The sequence below is a fragment of the Ruegeria sp. AK4 genome, assembly GCF_056541025.1.
On the sequence record NZ_JBQFXS010000001.1, the window covers coordinates 686,708 to 703,461 of the forward strand.

General features: G+C 59.7%; 19 protein-coding genes and 1 other RNA gene. 6 read left to right on the forward strand and 14 right to left on the reverse strand.

The genetic code is table 11. The annotated features are described in order from the left end of the window. The first annotated feature begins 280 nt into the window (after nucleotides 1–280). Nucleotides 281–3,133 carry an Rne/Rng family ribonuclease gene (locus ACR0EZ_RS03125; RefSeq protein WP_480610702.1) on the forward strand — a complete coding sequence of 951 codons (2,853 nt, stop codon included), beginning with the start codon at nucleotides 281–283 and terminating at the stop codon, nucleotides 3,131–3,133. Between the two features lie 45 nt (nucleotides 3,134–3,178). Here the strand turns inward: ACR0EZ_RS03125 and ACR0EZ_RS03130 are convergent, their stop codons facing one another. After that, entirely contained in the window at nucleotides 3,179–3,412 is a 234-nt protein-coding gene (locus tag ACR0EZ_RS03130; RefSeq protein WP_480610705.1) for a sulfurtransferase TusA family protein, read from the reverse strand. A 105-nt stretch (nucleotides 3,413–3,517) separates the two neighbouring features. Between ACR0EZ_RS03130 and ACR0EZ_RS03135 the strand changes: the two genes are divergently transcribed. From ACR0EZ_RS03135 to ACR0EZ_RS03150, 4 genes are all read left to right on the forward strand, one after another. Continuing rightward, nucleotides 3,518–4,270, forward strand: a complete 753-nt coding sequence (locus ACR0EZ_RS03135) for a cytochrome c biogenesis CcdA family protein (RefSeq protein ID WP_480610707.1) — start codon at nucleotides 3,518–3,520, stop codon at nucleotides 4,268–4,270. Nucleotides 4,271–4,325: 55 nt separating this feature from the next. After that, nucleotides 4,326–5,543 carry a hypothetical protein gene (locus ACR0EZ_RS03140; RefSeq protein WP_480610710.1) on the forward strand — a complete coding sequence of 406 codons (1,218 nt, stop codon included), beginning with the start codon at nucleotides 4,326–4,328 and terminating at the stop codon, nucleotides 5,541–5,543. Beyond that, nucleotides 5,540–6,889: a cytochrome P450 gene (locus ACR0EZ_RS03145; RefSeq protein WP_480610713.1), complete on the forward strand. Its 1,350-nt coding sequence runs from the start codon at nucleotides 5,540–5,542 to the stop codon at nucleotides 6,887–6,889. The genes ACR0EZ_RS03140 and ACR0EZ_RS03145 overlap by 4 nt, the downstream gene beginning before the upstream one ends. 73 nt (nucleotides 6,890–6,962) lie before the next feature. After that, the gene (locus ACR0EZ_RS03150) at nucleotides 6,963–7,844 is read left to right on the forward strand and encodes a fructose bisphosphate aldolase (RefSeq protein WP_480610716.1); all 882 of its coding nucleotides are present in this window, start codon (nucleotides 6,963–6,965) and stop codon (nucleotides 7,842–7,844) included. Nucleotides 7,845–7,870: 26 nt separating this feature from the next. Here the strand turns inward: ACR0EZ_RS03150 and ACR0EZ_RS03155 are convergent, their stop codons facing one another. From ACR0EZ_RS03155 to fumC, 5 genes are read right to left on the reverse strand one after another with little or no spacing between them, the layout of a single operon-like run. Beyond that, nucleotides 7,871–8,473 carry a DNA-3-methyladenine glycosylase I gene (locus tag ACR0EZ_RS03155; protein ID WP_480610719.1) on the reverse strand — a complete coding sequence of 201 codons (603 nt, stop codon included), beginning with the start codon at nucleotides 8,471–8,473 and terminating at the stop codon, nucleotides 7,871–7,873. Nucleotides 8,474–8,480: 7 nt separating this feature from the next. Then, on the reverse strand, nucleotides 8,481–8,768 hold the full coding sequence (locus ACR0EZ_RS03160) for a YciI family protein (protein ID WP_480610722.1): 288 nt from the start codon (nucleotides 8,766–8,768) through the stop codon (nucleotides 8,481–8,483). Nucleotides 8,769–8,782: 14 nt separating this feature from the next. Further along, entirely contained in the window at nucleotides 8,783–9,010 is a 228-nt protein-coding gene (locus tag ACR0EZ_RS03165; protein ID WP_480610725.1) for a ribbon-helix-helix domain-containing protein, read from the reverse strand. Continuing rightward, on the reverse strand, nucleotides 9,007–9,183 hold the full coding sequence (locus ACR0EZ_RS03170) for a DUF4169 family protein (RefSeq protein ID WP_480610727.1): 177 nt from the start codon (nucleotides 9,181–9,183) through the stop codon (nucleotides 9,007–9,009). Before ACR0EZ_RS03170 ends, ACR0EZ_RS03165 begins: the two co-directional genes overlap by 4 nt. Then, complete coding sequence (gene fumC, locus ACR0EZ_RS03175; RefSeq protein ID WP_480610730.1) at nucleotides 9,180–10,577, reverse strand: class II fumarate hydratase; 1,398 nt, start codon at nucleotides 10,575–10,577, stop codon at nucleotides 9,180–9,182. The genes ACR0EZ_RS03170 and fumC overlap by 4 nt, the downstream gene beginning before the upstream one ends. A 287-nt stretch (nucleotides 10,578–10,864) precedes the next feature. On the opposite strand from fumC, the gene ACR0EZ_RS03180 reads away from it, so the two are divergent. Beyond that, nucleotides 10,865–11,347, forward strand: a complete 483-nt coding sequence (locus ACR0EZ_RS03180) for a hypothetical protein (protein ID WP_480610733.1) — start codon at nucleotides 10,865–10,867, stop codon at nucleotides 11,345–11,347. A 27-nt stretch (nucleotides 11,348–11,374) separates the two neighbouring features. Here the strand turns inward: ACR0EZ_RS03180 and ACR0EZ_RS03185 are convergent, their stop codons facing one another. From ACR0EZ_RS03185 to ACR0EZ_RS03220, 8 genes are all read right to left on the reverse strand, one after another. Next, complete coding sequence (locus ACR0EZ_RS03185) at nucleotides 11,375–11,833, reverse strand: SspB family protein (protein ID WP_480610736.1); 459 nt, start codon at nucleotides 11,831–11,833, stop codon at nucleotides 11,375–11,377. 75 nt (nucleotides 11,834–11,908) lie between these two features. Then, nucleotides 11,909–13,162, reverse strand: coding sequence for a chromate efflux transporter (chrA, locus tag ACR0EZ_RS03190; protein ID WP_480610738.1), 1,254 nt, complete (start codon nucleotides 13,160–13,162; stop codon nucleotides 11,909–11,911). Further along, nucleotides 13,159–13,974 carry a chromate resistance protein ChrB domain-containing protein gene (locus ACR0EZ_RS03195; RefSeq protein ID WP_480610740.1) on the reverse strand — a complete coding sequence of 272 codons (816 nt, stop codon included), beginning with the start codon at nucleotides 13,972–13,974 and terminating at the stop codon, nucleotides 13,159–13,161. Before ACR0EZ_RS03195 ends, chrA begins: the two co-directional genes overlap by 4 nt. 124 nt (nucleotides 13,975–14,098) lie before the next feature. Beyond that, the gene (locus tag ACR0EZ_RS03200; RefSeq protein ID WP_480610743.1) at nucleotides 14,099–14,530 is read right to left on the reverse strand and encodes an ester cyclase; all 432 of its coding nucleotides are present in this window, start codon (nucleotides 14,528–14,530) and stop codon (nucleotides 14,099–14,101) included. 100 nt (nucleotides 14,531–14,630) lie between these two features. Further along, nucleotides 14,631–14,978, reverse strand: a transfer-messenger RNA (tmRNA) gene (ssrA, locus tag ACR0EZ_RS03205). Between the two features lie 36 nt (nucleotides 14,979–15,014). Continuing rightward, on the reverse strand, nucleotides 15,015–15,377 hold the full coding sequence (locus ACR0EZ_RS03210) for a DUF4345 family protein (RefSeq protein ID WP_480610746.1): 363 nt from the start codon (nucleotides 15,375–15,377) through the stop codon (nucleotides 15,015–15,017). Between the two features lie 16 nt (nucleotides 15,378–15,393). After that, nucleotides 15,394–16,044 carry a TenA family protein gene (locus tag ACR0EZ_RS03215; protein WP_480610749.1) on the reverse strand — a complete coding sequence of 217 codons (651 nt, stop codon included), beginning with the start codon at nucleotides 16,042–16,044 and terminating at the stop codon, nucleotides 15,394–15,396. A gap of 45 nt (nucleotides 16,045–16,089) precedes the next feature. Continuing rightward, complete coding sequence (locus ACR0EZ_RS03220) at nucleotides 16,090–16,746, reverse strand: hypothetical protein (protein ID WP_480610752.1); 657 nt, start codon at nucleotides 16,744–16,746, stop codon at nucleotides 16,090–16,092. Between the last annotated feature and the right edge of the window lie 8 nt (nucleotides 16,747–16,754).

Genomic DNA, 16,754 nt, shown 5'->3' on the forward strand with positions numbered 1-16,754 from the left:
CGCGTGGCAAAACAGGCCGATTGTGCCTCGACAGAGGCAGTTGAATGCCTGAGCCCGGAAAACGGGCGAAAGGAATAAATGGGCAGGCAGCGGCACACCGCGCCTGTCGGAGAAGAACCGCGATGACGCGCGCGCAACGATTGAACATACGGGCAGGGGGCCACAGCGCCAGACCCTGCCGCGCGCCGTTTGAAATCGCCCGTACAAGACACCTCTCCAAAAGCGCCTGTCCGCCTGGACGGGTCAGGACAACGCGTTTGGCGCGGTGCACCAAGGACACATGGCTAAGAAAATGCTTATCGATGCCACCCACGCGGAGGAAACCCGCGTCGTGGTGGTCGACGGAAACAAGGTTGAGGAGTTCGACTTTGAATCCGAAAACAAACGCCAGCTTGCCGGCAATATCTATCTAGCAAAAGTAACCCGGGTCGAACCGTCGCTGCAGGCGGCCTTTGTCGATTACGGCGGGAACCGTCATGGTTTCCTGGCGTTTTCGGAAATTCATCCGGATTACTACCAGATCCCCGTCGCCGACCGTGAGGCGCTGATGGAGGAAGAACGCGCCTATGCCGAAGCCATGAGAGCGCGGGATGAGGCCGAGGAATCCAAACCCAAGAAACGCCGCTCGCGGTCGCGGACCAAGGCGGCGGACGTGAAATCTGACGATGCCGTCGAGTCGATCGAGGTATCCTCGGAACCGACGGGGATGGAGACCATCGATCTGGAGGATGGCGAAGAAACCAACGATCTGGACGTGCCCGAGGGGACATCTCCGGTAGAGCTGGTCGCGGATACGCCGGTTGAAGAACCGGTGGACGAAGCCGTTGAGGACGATGCGCAGGAGGCAACCGCTTCGGACGCGCCGGATGAGGCCGAGGTTGCGGTGGAAGATCAGGCGGATGCTGCCGACGCTCAGGAACAGGGCGACGCGGAACCGCAGGATGCGCCGGAGGCCGAGGCAGAGGACAGTGCCCAAGCCGAAGCGACCGCGGATGACGCGCCGACAGAAACCGCTGACGCAGATGCACCGACAGAAGCCGCTGACGCAGACGAGAACGACGCTGAAGCCGAAAAAGCGGATGCCGAGGAGGCTGGCGAAAGCGACGCACGCTCGGACGCCACCGCAAAGGACGACTCGATTGAGTCGGTCGCGGATGAGGACGACAGCGAGGATATTCGCCCGCCGCGCAAACCGCGCCCGCGTCGGTACAAGATTCAGGAAGTCATCAAGGTCCGTCAGGTACTGCTGGTGCAGGTTGTCAAAGAAGAACGCGGCAACAAGGGTGCAGCGTTGACGACCTATCTGTCGCTGGCGGGCCGGTACTGCGTGTTGATGCCGAACACCGCGCGGGGCGGCGGGATCAGCCGCAAGATCACCAACGCGCCGGACCGCAAGAAACTGAAAGAGATCGCGTCTGAGATTGATGTCCCAACCGGCGCCGGTCTGATCATTCGGACTGCGGGTGCCAAGCGCACGAAATCGGAAATCAAGCGCGATTACGAATATCTGCAGCGCCTGTGGGAGCAGATTCGTGAACTGACGCTGCAATCCATCGCGCCCGCGAAAATCTATGAAGAAGGCGATCTGGTCAAACGCTCGATCCGCGACCTGTATAACCGCGATATCGATGAGGTTCTGGTCGAAGGCGAGTGCGGCTACCGAATCGCCAAGGACTTCATGAAGATGATCATGCCGTCCCACGCCAAGAACGTGAAACGGTATGAGGACGCGCTGCCTCTGTTCGCGCGCTATCAGGTGGAAAGCTACCTGGGCGGCATGTTCAACCCGACCGTTCAGCTGAAATCCGGCGGCTACATCGTGATTGGTGTGACCGAGGCGCTGGTGGCGATCGATGTGAACTCGGGCCGGGCGACCAAAGAAGGCTCGATCGAGGAAACGGCGCTGAAAACCAACCTTGAAGCCGCGGAAGAGGTTGCGCGCCAGTTGCGCCTGCGCGATCTGGCCGGGCTGATCGTGATCGATTTCATCGACATGGACGAGCGCAAGAATAATGCAGCCGTCGAGAAGCGCCTGAAAGAAAAGCTGAAAACCGACCGGGCGCGCATTCAGGTGGGCCGGATTTCAGGCTTTGGCCTGCTCGAGATGAGCCGCCAGCGCCTGCGCCCGGGCATGCTTGAGGCGACGACGCAGCCATGTCCGTCCTGCCACGGCACCGGGCTGATCCGTTCGGATGACAACATGGCCCTTTCGATCCTGCGTCAGATCGAGGAAGAAGGCACCCGCCGCCGCTCGCGCGAGGTACTGGTGCGCTGCCCGGTCAGCATCGCCAATTTCCTGATGAACCAGAAGCGCGAACATATCGCTCAGATCGAAGCGCGCTATGGTCTGTCTGTGCGGGTCGAGGGCGATCTTCATCTGGTCAGCCCCGATTTCTCGATGGAGAAGTTCAAAACCGCCAGCCGGATCGTGCCCGAAGCCACCGCGCCGGTCGTCTCTGTGGATGCATCGCTGATGGATCTGGTTGACGCCACCGATGAGGAAGAGGTCGAGGACGAAACGGTTCAGGCCGAAGAAGAGGCCAAGCCCAAACGCAAGCGTCGCCGCCGTCGCCGGAAGAAAGGTGGCGGTTCCGCCGAGGCCAATGACGCCGATGCCAAAGAGACCGAAGCACCATCGGAGGACGGCGAAACTGCGGCGGAAGAACCTGCGCAGGACGCGGCCTCTGTGGTGAGTGATGAAGGCGAAGTGGCCGAAGAAAAGCCCGCCAAGCCCAAGAAGAAACGCGCCCCGCGTCGCAGGAAAAAGGACGCAGAGCCTGTTGCTGAGGAAGCCCAGACTGAACAGGCCGAGGTCGCCGACGCCAGTGACGCGCCCGAGGTTGACCAACCTGCGGAAGCGGTGGAAGCGGCACCGGTTGTAGAAGAGGTCGCTGTGGAAACAGCTGAGCCGACAGTGGAAGCGGATGAACCTACCGCCGAAACCGAAGACACTCAGGAACCGGAAGTTGTGGCTGAAATCGTTGCCACTCAGGACGTGGTAGAAGTTTCGACCGAAGAACCCGTTCAGGAAACGCCTGCTGAGCCGGTTCTGGAATCCGTCACGCCTGAACCCGAGCAACCCAGCGAACCGCCCAAGCCGAAGCGGCGCGGGTGGTGGTCACTTGGTAATTAAAGAACAGAAAGGCGGGTCCGGTGCCCGCCTTTTGCTTTGCCCGGATCAGCCGGATTTCTGGATCAGATAGATTTGGTGACCGTCGGTTTCTTCCTGCGAAAGAAGGCGATGACCGCTTTCGGCACAGAAATGCGGGACATCGATGACAGCGGCCGGATCGTCTGCCAGCAGACGCAGCACCGCGCCTGCGGGCAAAGATTTCAGGCGTTTTCGCGCTTTCAGAACGGGCAGGGGGCACAACAGGCCCAGTGCGTCCAGTGTTTCGGTCGGATTTGACATAAGGCTCAGATATTTCCACTTTGACGTGGTGTCCAGCGTGCAACCACGAGGATGTGACCGAATGGCCCGGTGACGCCGGGCCTTTCATACCATATGTGCTGATCTATGTTCGGAATTGATATCATCGACGCAGGCCTGTTGCCTGCAATGCTCATCGCCATGATGGGCGGGCTGATCAGTTTCCTGTCGCCCTGCGTCCTGCCCATCGTGCCGCCTTATCTGGCCTATATGAGCGGCGTGACGATCAATGAGATGCAGGACGAAGCACAGGCCCGGCGCAAGGCGACCTTGTCGGCGTTGTTCTTCGTTCTGGGCCTTTCGACCGTGTTCCTGCTGCTGGGCTTTACGGCCTCGGCCTTTGGGGCGTTTGTGCTGAAAAATCAGATACTTTTCGCCAAAATCTCAGGCGCTGTGGTTATCGTTTTCGGCCTGCATTTTCTGGGCGTGTTCCGCATTCCGCTGCTGGACCGCGAAGCACGGGTTGAGACGGGCGATTCCGGTGGATCGGTGTTTGGTGCCTATATTCTTGGCCTTGCCTTCGCCTTTGGTTGGACGCCCTGCATTGGCCCTCAGTTGGGTGCGATCTTGTCCTTGGCGGCGTCCGAGGCGTCGGTGGCGCGTGGAACCTTCCTGCTGGGGATTTATGCCGCGGGTCTGGGAATTCCGTTCCTGCTGGCGGCGATGTTCCTGAACCGCTCGATGGCCGTGATGAACCGGATCAAGCCGCATATGGGCACGATCGAGAAAGTGATGGGCGGGCTGCTGCTGTTTGTCGGCATCATGCTGATTACCGGCCTGTTCACCGAATTCAGCTGGTGGCTGCTGGAAACTTTCCCCGCGCTGGCGGTTCTGGGCTGATCCGTCTTACCTTGACCTCAATGCTGCGTTAACCTGCGCGGCAGAAGGTAAGGCAATGAGCAGTCAAACAATTCAGCCTCAGGTGCGCAGACGCCGGGTGTTTTATGTACCCGGCTATGACCCGTTCCCTCCCCGGCGATATCGTGAGTTGTACCGCACGGAATCGCAGGCTCAGGCCGATATTTCCGGCTACCAGATCACCGTTTCCGCCAAACCGGGCGAGGAGGGGCCATTTGGCTGGCATGTGGTGTCGCATCAGGACGGCACCGAGGTTGAAACAGATGTCGAGGTGCTTGTCTGGTCCGATATCGTGCGCGACAGCATGTCGGGGTCGATCCCGGCGACGTATATGGAACTGGCGCGTACGGCTTGGATTTACATGTCAACCGGTGCGCTGTGGCGGCTGATGCGGCTGCGCAAGGGGCCGGTGATTGCGGCGCTCTACCCGGTTGGGATGCTTGTGCTGCAGCTTCTGGCGTCTATCGGGGTCGCGATTGGAATAACCGCCTTGCTGCAACCGTTTGTCGGTTGGCTGGGCCTCGTTCCGGCGCTGGCAGCGGCTTATGGCTTGCTGCATTGGTTTCGGAAGATCGATAACCGCCTGTTCGCCTATTACCTGATGCACGATTACGCCTATTCCGCGCGATTTCGGGGGGAAATTTCCGCCGAATTGCAGGCCCGTCTGGACAGGTTCCGTGACCTCATCACTCAGGCGCTTAACGAGGATGTGGATGAGGTGCTGATCGTCGGCCATAGCTCTGGCGCGCATCTTGGGGTCTCGGTGCTGGCCGATGTCATGCGGGCTCGCGGGGCAAGGAATGGCGGCCCGTCTCTGTCGTTTCTGTCTCTGGGCCAGGTGGTGCCTATGGTGTCGTTCCTGCCGAAAGCCTATCGCCTGCGCGACGATCTGCGGTTTCTGTCCACGCAACCGGATTTGACATGGGTCGATGTTTCGGCGCCGGGTGACGGCTGTGCCTTTGCATTATGCGATCCGGTGGCGGTCAGCGGCGTTGCCGGGCCGGACAAACGGTGGCCGTTGGTCCTGTCGGCGGCCTTTACCCAAACCCTTTCGCCAGACCGGTGGCAGGCCCTGAGGTGGCGCTTTTTTCGGCTACATTTTCAATATCTCTGCGCCTTCGATCAGCCGGGCCGGTACGATTACTTCCGCATCACCGCCGGCCCCCGGACATTGCGCAGCCGCTTTGCGGGTAGCGCCCCGTCCCGGTCTCGCATTGAAAAGCCCGTTTCCCGATACACCTCGGTTTGCGCATGACGCCGCCCAAACCCGATCCGCGCCCCGACAAGGTCTCGCTGTGGCGATACATGAAACTGTTCCGGCAGGATCTGCTGTCGGCCCAACCGCAGCGCCTGTACCGCGCGTGGATGGCCGAGTTTCGAACGCCGTTCTTCCGATCTTTCCTGATCAACCAGCCCGACTTGATAGACACGGTGCTGAAACAACGCCCGGACAACTTTCCAAAATCCAGCCGTATCAGCGAGGGTCTGCGCCCATTGCTGGGCGAGTCGGTCTTTCTGACCAATGGCGAGACGTGGAAACGCCAGCGGCGGATCATCGACCCCGCGTTTGAGGGCGGACGGCTGAAGGATACCTTTCCGGCGATGCTGGCGGCCTCTCTGGCTTGCGCGGATCGATTGAGACCGCACGCCGGAACTGAGGTCGAGTGTGAGGAGGTGACCTCTCACGCCGCCGCTGACGTGATTTTCCGCACGTTGTTTTCCGTTCCCATCGAACACGAAATCGCCGCTCAGGTGTTTCAGAAATTCAAGGCCTATCAGCGCGAGCAACCGCTTTTGAACCTCGCAGCTTTTGTGCCATTGCCGCGTTGGTTGCCCCGGTTTCATTCGCGTGCCACCCGACGGAACGCCCGCGATATTCGGGACCTGATTGGCCGCCTGACCAGTGAACGCGCCGCCGCCATCGCAGCGGGCAAAGCGCCGGACGATCTGGCGACCAAAATCATGACCACGCCCGATCCGGTCTCGGGTCAGTGTTTCGAGACGCACGAGATGGTCGATCAGGTCGCGATTTTCTTCCTCGCGGGTCACGAAACCAGTGCTTCCGCTCTGGCCTGGACCCTGTACCTGATGGCGCTTTACCCAGATTGGCAGGAACGGGTCGCGGAAGAGGCGCGGGCGCTGGACGATCCGTCCTTCGCGGTGGTGTCAAAGCTCCGTATCAGCCGCGATGTGTTCCGCGAGGCGCTGCGGCTCTACCCTCCGGTCCCGATGATGGTGCGCGAGGCCACTTGCCCGGAACGGTTTCGCAACCGGGACGTGCCGACACGATCCCAGATCGTGATCAGCCCTTGGCATCTGCACCGGCAAGAGCGGCTGTGGAACAACCCCGACGCTTTCGACCCGTCCAGATGGTCAACGGAAAATGGCAAGACCTGTCAGCGACAGGCGTATATTCCGTTCTCAGCCGGTCCCCGCGTTTGCACAGGTGCCGGGTTCGCCATGGTCGAAGGGCCCCTGATCCTGTCGATGCTGCTGCGCCATTTCAAATTCGAAACAATCAAGGGCAAAACCCCGGTTCCGGTCGCGCATCTGACGGTTCGATCGAAGGATGGGATTTGGTTGCGACTGGTTGAGCGCTAACAAACTACCATCCCCGACCCACCTGCGGTATGCGGGGAATGAAACCGGAATCAATATTGAATGGGAACGTATTATGTCCAAAGCAGAACAGCGCGCGCAGATGTCCAACGGTGCAGGGTTCATTGCAGCACTGGATCAAAGCGGCGGATCGACCCCCAAGGCGCTGGCGCTTTATGGTGTTGAAGCCTCGGACTACAGCTCGGACGCCGAGATGTTCGACGAAATCCAGAAGATGCGCGCGCGGATCATTCTGGCGGATGATTTCACCAAGAACAAAGTGATCGGCGCAATCCTGTTCGAACGCACGCTGGGCGAAGAGATCGAGGGCCGCAAGGTCGCCGACTACCTGTGGTCGGTCAAAGGCATCGTGCCGTTTCTGAAAATCGACAAAGGTCTGGAAGAGCAGGCCAATGGCGTTCAGATGATGAAGCCCATCCCGGGGCTGGCGGATACGCTGGCCAAGGCCGACGGCGTGTTCGGCACCAAAGAGCGCTCGGTGATCCACGAGGCCAATGCCGACGGCATCGCCGCCGTGGTCGCCCAGCAATTCGACGTCGCGCGCGAGGTTGTCGCCGCGGGCATGATCCCGATTGTTGAACCGGAAGTGAACATTCACTCGGAAACCAAGGTCGAGGCTGAGGATATTCTGAAAGCCGAACTGCTGAAAAACCTTAATCAGTTGGACGAGGGGCAGGATGTCATGCTGAAACTGACCCTGCCCACGCAGGCGAACCTGTATGACGAAGTGGCAGATCACCCGCGCGTTGTACGCGTTGTTGCGCTGTCGGGCGGCTATTCGACCGAAGAGGCCTGCGACCTGCTGGACCAGAACGGCAAAATGATCGCGTCATTCTCGCGCGCCTTGACCGAAGGTCTTGCAAAGCAGCAGTCCGAGGCTGAATTCAACGCAGCGCTCGGCGGCAATATCGACAAGATTTTCCGCGCGTCGGTGTGATCCTGGGTGCCCTGCGGGGCACCGTTTTATTCTGGTTTGACGAACTCGCGGCGCAACCGCGCCGCTTTTTCCCGCATCACGCAGCCCTCGGCATGGTCGTTGACCAATCCCATCGCCTGCATGAATGCGAACACTGTGGTGGGGCCGACGAATTTCCAGCCCCGCTTTTTCAGGTCCTTGGACATCGCAATTGATTCTGGTGACGTGGACGCGGTCTGCGGCTCGGGCGGGCTGTCGGCCTCATGCCGCCAGACATAGGCCGCCAAAGAGCCTTCGTCGGCAATCAACTCCTGCGCCCGGCGGGCGTTGTTGATAACCGCTTCGATCTTGCCGCGATGGCGGATGATGCCCTTGTCCTGAAGCAGGCGTTCAGTGTCTGCGTCTGTAAAGGCAGCCACCTTGTTGAAATCAAACCCGGAAAACGCTTTGCGAAAATTCTCGCGCTTGGCAAGGATCGTGCGCCAACTCAGACCGGACTGAAAGCTTTCGAGGCACAGTTTTTCGAACAGACGCTGATCGTCCGCTACAGGATAGCCCCATTCCGTATCGTGATAATCGAAAAACTCGGGCGCGGACTGGCACCAGGCGCAGCGCGGTTTGCTATCGGGGCCGGAAACGGTTTTGGTCATTGGACCCTCACTGCAACAGAAAACTCAGGCGGTCATCGGCGCGGGCGGGTTCCATTTCCAGGATTTCCGCTGTCACCACGTCGGCCACCACGAACGGGTCCTGGTTGACGAATTCGACCAATGCCTCCGGGTCGTGAGACGAGGCCAGAATTCCGCCGCCCACACCAGCCTTCAACGTGCCTGCGAGCAGGAAAAGACCTTTGTCAAACCCCGTCTGAAGCCATTTGCGATGCGCCTCGACATGGTCCGAGACCTTGTCTTTGTTGGACGAAAAGCGAAGCAGGATGATGTGCATGGATCGGACCTCCGTCAGGCGTCGCGCGTTCCGCGATACCAGTCCAGAATATAGACGCGAATGGCCGAGGCAAGACCGGTTTCTGGGTCGCGCGCCACGTCAATCTCAGCCGCCAGAACGTTGATTGGAATATCCTTTTCGCGCGCAATGTCGCGAAAGGCCTGCCAGAATTCATCCTCAAGCGAGACCGAGGTGCGATGACCTTTGAGGGTCAGGGATCGTTTGACAGGGCGACCGCTCATTCGTCGATCTCATGGCCGTCCAGATCGCGGCGCTGTTTGTCCTGCCGAAGCTTTACGACCTGCTTTTCAGCCTTGCTCTGTCCGAACTTGGCCGCGTTCTGGTCGGCGCGGGCCTTTTTCTCGGCCCGCGCTTTTTCTTTTCGATACCGGTTCAGATTGACCGGTTTGCTCATTTTGCTTTCGGCCCGATCATCTGCTCGGGGCGCACAACGGCGTCAAAGGTGTCTTCGTCGACAAAGCCCAGCGCAATGGCCTCTTCCTTGAGGGTCGTGCCGTTCTTATGCGCGGTTTTGGCCACTGTGGTCGCGTTGTCGTAGCCGATGGTCGGGGCCAGCGCCGTGACCAGCATCAGCGATTCCTTCATCAGCTTGTCGATGCGCGGCTCGTTGGCCTGAATGCCCAGCAGCATCCGCTCGGTAAAGCTGTCGGTTGCGTCGCCCAAAAGCTGGATGGATTGCAACAGGTTATAGGACATCATCGGGTTGTAGACGTTCAACTGGAAGTGCCCCTGCGATCCGGCAAACTTGATGGCCGCGTCGTTGCCCATCACATGGGCCGCAACCTGCGTCAGCGCCTCGGCCTGGGTCGGATTGACCTTGCCGGGCATGATCGACGATCCGGGCTCATTCTCGGGCAGAATCAGTTCCCCCAGACCCGAGCGCGGGCCAGAGCCCAACAGGCGGATGTCGTTGGCGATTTTGTAGCAAGACCCTGCAATCGTCGCCAAAGCGCCCGACAGGAACACCATGGCGTCGTGGGCTGCCAGAGCCTCGAACTTGTTGGGGGCGGTGACGAAGGGCAGGCCGGTGATTTCGGCCATGTTCGCCGCAACCGCTTCATCCCAACCATGATGCGTGTTCAGTCCGGTGCCGACGGCGGTGCCGCCCTGCGCCAGTTCGTAAATCCCCGGCATCGCGGCTTCGACGCGGGCAATGCCCTGACGGATCTGATGCGCATAGGCGCCAAATTCCTGCTCCAGCGTCAGAGGGGTCGCGTCCTGCGTGTGCGTGCGGCCGATCTTGATGATGCCGGCAAACTCGGTGGCTTTCTTTTCCAGCGCCGCTGCCAGTTTCGTCAGGCCCGGCAACAGAACATCGCGCACGCTGGTTGCGGTGGCAATGTGCATGGCGGTGGGGAAGGTGTCATTAGACGACTGCCCCATATTGCAATGATCGTTCGGATGCACCGGGTCTTTCGAGCCGATCACGCCGCCAAGAATCTCGATCGCGCGGTTGGCGATGACCTCGTTCGAGTTCATGTTCGACTGCGTGCCCGAACCGGTCTGCCACACGACCAGCGGGAAATTGTCGTCGAACTTGCCTTCGATCACCTCACCAGCGGCCTGAATGACGGCATCCGCGATCTTAGCGTCCAGCTTGCCGATGGCTTTGTTCTCCATCGCGCAGGCTTTCTTGATCACGCCCAGCGCACGCACGATGGCCACGGGCTGTTTTTCCCAGCCGATGGGGAAATTCATGATCGAACGCTGCGTTTGCGCGCCCCAATATTTGTCGGCGGGAACCTCCAGCGGGCCAAAGCTGTCGGTTTCGGTGCGGGTCTGAGACATCGGGTTCTCCGTCTGGTATGCAGTCGTATGCCGTTTACCCGCAGCAAGGCTGTGGCGCAATCGGCCAGTTGCGCGCACCATAAACTCACGGCTGGCAAAGGTATAGGCGCTTGGGCGCGTCAAATTTGTTGCTATCGCCGGGATTGCGCCATTGTGCGCGACGCAGGCTTGGCTACAATGGTTCTGGCATCAGGTTGGAGGACAGAGTGCGGATACCGGTTCAGACATTCAGCCTTAGATTCGTTGCCTTTTTTGCGGGTGTTCTGCTTTGGACCGCCGTCGCGACCATGCAGGTTCGCGCGTCGGAAATCACCCCGTTCGTCGGAGATTATACCGGTTCGGCGACTCTGGTGGATGAGGACGGTACGGAAACGCCCCGGGATATGAGCGTGTCGATCCACGAAACCCAAAACGGGTTCAATGTCAGTTGGACGACGACCACCTACCGGGGAGACGGGCGCGTCAAACAACAGAAATTCTCGGTCGATTTCCAGCCTTCAGGGCGCCCCGATGTCTTTTCGGCCGCGATGAAGCGCAATGTATTCGGGCATGAGGTTCCCCTGGACCCGATGAAGGGGGAACCCTTTGTCTGGGGCCGTATCGAAGGTCCAACACTGACGGTGTTTTCACTGTTTATCGCGGAAAACGGCGGGTACGAGTTGCAGCAATATGACCGAACGCTGGCTGACGGCGGGCTTAACCTGTCCTTCTCACGGTTTAGAAACGGCGAGAAATCCCGGTCGATCAATACCTTTCTTGAGAAACAGTAAACGCCGCGCAGAACGGGTTGTGATGTCTCACTTTCGGAAACTGTCCAGCGACACGACATCTGCGTCGTGGTGCGCTTCCTCTTCCACGACCTCGATCGGTTCTTCAACGATGGGATCTTCGTCCATCTCATCCTCGGGGCTTTCGAAGCGCAAACCGAACTCCACCGATGGGTCCACAAAGGTTTTGATGGCCGCATAGGGGATATAAAGCGGCTCGGGCGCGTCGCCGAAGTTCAGAGTGATCGCAAAACCAGTCTCACCAACCTCGAGGTTTTCAAACCAGTGCTGCATGACGATCGTCATCTCTTCCGGGTAGCGTTCGCGCAGCCAGTCGGCGATTTCGACACCGTGTTCGCGGGTATCAAAGGTGATGAAAAAATGATGGGCGCCGGGCAAACCGGTTTCGGAAACGCCTTTCAGAACAGTCTTGATCAAACCGCGCATCGCGGTGTGCATCAGATTTCCATAATCGATGTCCTGCGACATGTGTCATCCTCAAAAGTGGTGAGTTTAGCATAGGGCTTTTGTTCGGAAACGAAAGGGCACCTGTGATCGGATTGATCAGAAAAAGTGCACGACCATTCCCGCGCCAGCCATCAGAAACAACGTGGTTGCCATCCCTGATTTTAGTCGGAATATCAATACCCCAGCGACAATCGTCAGGATCAGACCGATATAGTCGAGCGTGCCGGTATCCGGCAGGGGCACAGTGACCGGACCCCATGATTTTTGCGGCACCGAGTCGAAAAGAACATTCAGGGCGAACCACACGGAGAGGTTGAGAATCACGCCGACCACTGCGGCGGTGATCCCGTGCAGGGCCGCCGACAGGCGCGGGCGGGCTGCCAACTGGTCCAGAAACGGGGACGCCAGAAAAATCCACAGAAAACACGGCACGAACGTGGCCCACAGTGCAACCGCACCGGCCGCCAGCGCAAGCGGGGGGCCACCGCTCATCTGCCCCGTCAGCATCGCGACAAACTGCGTGACCAGAATAAGGGGGCCGGGCGTGGTTTCCGCCAGCCCAAGCGCGTCGATCATCTGATCGGTGCTGATCCAGTTGTACTGGTCCACAACCGTCTGCGTCATATAGGCCAGTACCGCATAGGCACCGCCAAAGGTGACAACGGCAAGGCGCGCAAAGAACCAGCCCAGATCAGAGAGCAGTTGCTGACCGGTTAAGCTGAGGACAAACAGCGGCCCCAGCCAAAGCGGCAGCCAGATCGCAACGGTGCGCAGCGGGCGCGTGAGACTTGGGCTGGAGGGCGGCTCGGCCACCGGGGCAGAGCCCTTGAAGGTTGCGTATCCCCACAGGGCGGCGGCCAGAATGATCAGGGGGAAGGGCAGGTTCAGCAGGAAAATCGCCAGAAAACCCAACCCGGCGATTATGCGATGTTCCGGGTCCGTCAGCGCCTTGCGCGACAGGTTGCGCAAGGCCTGCAGGACGATGACAATCACCGTTGCCTTGACGCCCAGAAAGGCCGCCTGCACCAGCGGCAGTTCTCCGAAAGCGGCATAGAGCGCGACGAGCAGGGCGATGACGACAGCGCCGGGCAGGACGAACAGGCTGCCTGCAATCAAGCCGCCGGGCACACCGCGCAGACGCCAGCCAGCATAGGTGGCCAGTTGCATCGCCTCGGGGCCCGGCAGCAGCATGCACAGCGACAGGGCGCGCAGATAGGTTTGCTCATCCAGCCAGGGGCGGCGTTCGACCAGTTCCTGATGCATCAACGAGATCTGGGCAGCGGGTCCGCCGAACGAGAGCAGCCCGATGCGGCCAAATACGCGGACCAACTCTTTCAACGTCGGCGTCATGGCCGGTGGCCTGTCGGCCAGTCGTGGCTTTCATCAAACCCATCGCGGGCCCAGCGGTACAAGGCATCGTACAGATGCATCCCGGCCTCGAGGTTTTCATGATCGTCGCGATATTGACGCGACAACCCGACAGAGACCGCCAGCAACCCGGCCGCCTCGGGCGCAAGATCATGGCGGTTCGTATCCGCCGCCCGGACCACTTTGGCCAATCGGTCCAGCGGCTCGGACCGCAGATGAAACTCATCCAGCATGGTGTCGAAAGTGCAGGTCGCGCCCCGGTGGCTCCAGAAGGTGTTTTCGATGTCAAAAGGCGTCGCGCCGAATTTTTCCGCGACGTTTTCGACCTCGGCAGGGGCGACGAACAGAAACCGGGCGTTGGGGTCCACAAAGCGCCGGATCAGCCAGGGGCAGGCGATCCGGTCGATCTTGGGACGATGGCGCGTGACCCACAGTGTCCCGCCATCAACAGGATCGGGCAGGGCCGAGGCCGGGACCCGCAAAGCACCGGGGTGATCCCGCCAGGCGAACACGCCGCCCTCAAGATACTCCGCCCGGTGTCCTTCGCTGCGCAGCCAGGACACCAGCCCCTGACTTAGTTTCTTGCCCTTTTGGCAGACGATCACACAAGGGCGGCCGGATACACGTTGAATAAGCCCCGGAATGTCTGCGGCAGGGTGACGAACCGAACCGGGGATCAGAAACGGGTCAGCCTCAAAATCAGGGTCCAGACATACATCGACAAGTGTCGGCGACTGGGGCGTTCCGACCAAACGCATCAGTTGCTTTGGGGAAATAGAGTTAGGCGATGCCATGGCATGTCTCCTTATAGTCTCGGATACATGCGAAACTTGGGCTGTCGCCTCACGGGGCGTTCGCAATTTTACCCCATGCTTCTTGCTAACGCGCGAGGGCCGCAGGGGTCAAGATTTCATGGCGTCAAACCCAATCCAGCCTTTGCCCGGTCATGCAGACCGGCAGAGTATCGGATGGAAACTGGCCCAATTCTTCAAAAAACGAGATGAAGTCGAAGTGGTTATAAGCCTCGACCATTTTGTTGTTCTTGAAACGCGCCATGACCTGACCCGTGACTTCGATCGGGGCCCCGTTATCGGCCCGGAAGGTTTTGACATTCAGAATCGCCGACACCCAATCCCCGTTTTCGATGATCTTGGGCATGTCCACCGTGATGTCGCCCAGAACGTGCCGAAATGCCGTGACCAGATCGCGAAAATCGTCAGTCCCGACCTGCATCTCGGGGATCAGCCCTTCGGCCATGGTTTCCGGCGCAAAGTAATCTTCGATCGCGTCGGTGTTCCCTTTTTCCCAAATCTCGGAATACCACTCTCTGAGTATCTCTGAATTCGTCATTCCGGCCTCCTGTCTGTCCGGAGTGACGATGGGGGAAATGGGTGAACAAACTCTGAACGCGACCTGAGTTTCGCGGATATTTGTCAGACATAATGTGGAAAATGCAGGTTTCTGTTGCCAGGTACCTGCGAACCCCGCCTTACGCGGCTAGGCGCAAGGGCTTAGATTTCGGTCTTGTTACTGCTTACGCAGCAACTGCAACCGGAGCACGATTGTCGTTTGCAATTGTACTGTTTTCGCCGGTAACGGTGGCAGACAGCCGAGACAAAGCTAACCCCTTTAGACGTTCGTCGATCCTGTTTCGGCCCCAAAATCCCCAAACGAAGGATGGTTGGTGGAGCCGCCGGGTACCGCCCCCGGGTCCGATCCGCTTATTACGAGCGCGTTTATGTCCATAGTCCCGAAGGACATCCCATATATAGGTGAGGTGATGGACGGATGCAAACTCAGTTTGTCATCCGACCAATCTAACGTTCCCAATCGGTTAAGTTGCCTTGTTAAAGTTGGCGGCAATGAGCCAGACCGCCAGAACCAGTTCGATTCCCCCGAAGATCAGCGCCTTGGTCAAAGGCGGGTTGTCCAGCGCAACCGATACGAACCGGCCCAGCGCGGCCCCGGCATAAACGACGCCCAGCATCACATAGGCCATCGGATTGTTCAGCCAGATCACGGCGATTCCGGTAACGACAAACAAGCCGCCGACCGAGGCGCGCATCTCGGACAGTCCCATTGTGCTGTCGGTCGGGGCCAGATCAAGGGCCGAGGCGGTGTGGGCCGGGGCCAGAAACCCAAACGCGCCGAATCCGATGGTCAGCAGGGCCGCGATAACATTCAATGTAGTGACCATGTCGGCCCCCCCCGGTTCAGGCCGCGTAGGCGGCGTCAAAGAAATCGCGTTCCAGTTCGACGGCGCGATGGAACAGCCGTGTAACCTCGGCCTGTTCGGATGCATCCAGTGCAGGCCAGATCTGATCCAACTGAGTGCGCAGATACGCCACCACGCCCTCAAACCCTTCGCCGGCATGTAGTGTGATCCACTCGGCAAACCAGAAGGGTAAATCGTCTTTCGGCGGGTTCACCGGCGTGGCCCATGTCAGATAGATCCATTCGGCCACCACCAGCACAGCCAGCATATTCTGGTACCGGCCCGAGGCTGCGGCCTCGGCCATCAGGTCCTGAAACTCCCGCGTAGCCGGGGCGGGCGCCGAGATCGGTTCGGTACCCAGAGCCTCCATCGCGCGCAGGAAATAGGTGTTTTCGGGGCCGGTTATGACCGCAAGGAACTGCGCAGCAGGGACGCTGTCGGCAAGTGAAGGCGCATGGGCGATGGCACTGGCCAGCAGGCGGACAAAGCGGTCGACAAACTGATAGTCCTGCTGCAGATACCAACGCATCTTGTGCAGGGGCAGGGTGCCATCGGCCAGTTCGCGGGTAAAGGCGTGGCGGGTTGCGGCCTGCCAGTCCTCTGGTTTGCCATCGCGCAGCAACTCGGTTGGTCGGGGGCTGTCCTGCATCGGGGTCTCCTTGGTTTTCTTGAGGCACAGAAAACCTGTTTCGGATCAAAGCGCAAGCGCTGACCACAGGCCAAGAGCGCCGACCAGAATTAGGCTGAGCGCCCAGACCAGCTCCAGATTGAACCAACTGCGGGACAGGAACTGCAACCCCAACCAGCGATAGACGGCATAGGCAAGAATGCCGCCGCCCAAAATCATTGCAGCCGTATGTATGGCCGCGACGGCAAGCACCAGCAGGCCGTTGGTTGTTATGATCTGGGACACAGCGCGGTGCCCGGCGTCGAGCTCATCTAGGCCGCACAGGCCCAGATAGATCGGAACCAGCATCAGCGCGGCACCATGCGCAAGCGCCACCAGAAAGGACCAGAGCGCCAGTTTGGTCGGAGGAATACGGGACAACATGCGCGGATGGCGGCGGGTCACGGCGATGTAAAGGCCCATCGCGATGACGATCAACGCAGCCCCGATGCGGATCTCTCTTTGGTAATCGACAAGAACGGCCATCAAGGCAAAGGGCAGCAACACCCCCAGCATGGCCAGGAAATGCCCGCCCGCCAACGCGGCCAACGCGCGCCATAGGGCGGATTGGCGCTGCTCCATCAGCGCCGACGACACCGCAAGCGGCCAGCCCATTCCCGGATTCAGCCCGTGATAGGCACCGCTGAGCACAACGGCCAGCCAAAGGCCGGCCGTCGATGTCATCAGAACCT

Excerpts from the sequence above, each read along its gene's own strand:
- ACR0EZ_RS03135 (WP_480610707.1), top strand. The coding sequence starts at position 3,518 with ATGTTCGGAATTGATATCATCGACGCAGGCCTGTTGCCTGCAATGCTC.
- ACR0EZ_RS03125 (WP_480610702.1), top strand. The coding sequence starts at position 281 with ATGGCTAAGAAAATGCTTATCGATGCCACCCACGCGGAGGAAACCCGC.
- ACR0EZ_RS03210 (WP_480610746.1), bottom strand. The coding sequence starts at position 15,377 with ATGGTCACTACATTGAATGTTATCGCGGCCCTGCTGACCATCGGATTC.
- fumC (WP_480610730.1), bottom strand. The coding sequence starts at position 10,577 with ATGTCTCAGACCCGCACCGAAACCGACAGCTTTGGCCCGCTGGAGGTT.
- ACR0EZ_RS03145 (WP_480610713.1), top strand. The coding sequence starts at position 5,540 with ATGACGCCGCCCAAACCCGATCCGCGCCCCGACAAGGTCTCGCTGTGG.
- ACR0EZ_RS03180 (WP_480610733.1), top strand. The coding sequence starts at position 10,865 with ATGCAGGTTCGCGCGTCGGAAATCACCCCGTTCGTCGGAGATTATACC.
- ACR0EZ_RS03160 (WP_480610722.1), bottom strand. The coding sequence starts at position 8,768 with ATGCACATCATCCTGCTTCGCTTTTCGTCCAACAAAGACAAGGTCTCG.
- ACR0EZ_RS03185 (WP_480610736.1), bottom strand. The coding sequence starts at position 11,833 with ATGTCGCAGGACATCGATTATGGAAATCTGATGCACACCGCGATGCGC.
- ACR0EZ_RS03215 (WP_480610749.1), bottom strand. The coding sequence starts at position 16,044 with ATGCAGGACAGCCCCCGACCAACCGAGTTGCTGCGCGATGGCAAACCA.
- ACR0EZ_RS03155 (WP_480610719.1), bottom strand. The coding sequence starts at position 8,473 with ATGACCAAAACCGTTTCCGGCCCCGATAGCAAACCGCGCTGCGCCTGG.
- ACR0EZ_RS03165 (WP_480610725.1), bottom strand. The coding sequence starts at position 9,010 with ATGAGCGGTCGCCCTGTCAAACGATCCCTGACCCTCAAAGGTCATCGC.
- ACR0EZ_RS03195 (WP_480610740.1), bottom strand. The coding sequence starts at position 13,974 with ATGGCATCGCCTAACTCTATTTCCCCAAAGCAACTGATGCGTTTGGTC.
- ACR0EZ_RS03200 (WP_480610743.1), bottom strand. The coding sequence starts at position 14,530 with ATGACGAATTCAGAGATACTCAGAGAGTGGTATTCCGAGATTTGGGAA.
- ACR0EZ_RS03150 (WP_480610716.1), top strand. The coding sequence starts at position 6,963 with ATGTCCAAAGCAGAACAGCGCGCGCAGATGTCCAACGGTGCAGGGTTC.
- ACR0EZ_RS03140 (WP_480610710.1), top strand. The coding sequence starts at position 4,326 with ATGAGCAGTCAAACAATTCAGCCTCAGGTGCGCAGACGCCGGGTGTTT.
- ACR0EZ_RS03220 (WP_480610752.1), bottom strand. The coding sequence starts at position 16,746 with ATGACATCGACGGCCGGCCTTTGGCTGGCCGTTGTGCTCAGCGGTGCC.
- ACR0EZ_RS03130 (WP_480610705.1), bottom strand. The coding sequence starts at position 3,412 with ATGTCAAATCCGACCGAAACACTGGACGCACTGGGCCTGTTGTGCCCC.
- chrA (WP_480610738.1), bottom strand. The coding sequence starts at position 13,162 with ATGACGCCGACGTTGAAAGAGTTGGTCCGCGTATTTGGCCGCATCGGG.
- ACR0EZ_RS03170 (WP_480610727.1), bottom strand. The coding sequence starts at position 9,183 with ATGAGCAAACCGGTCAATCTGAACCGGTATCGAAAAGAAAAAGCGCGG.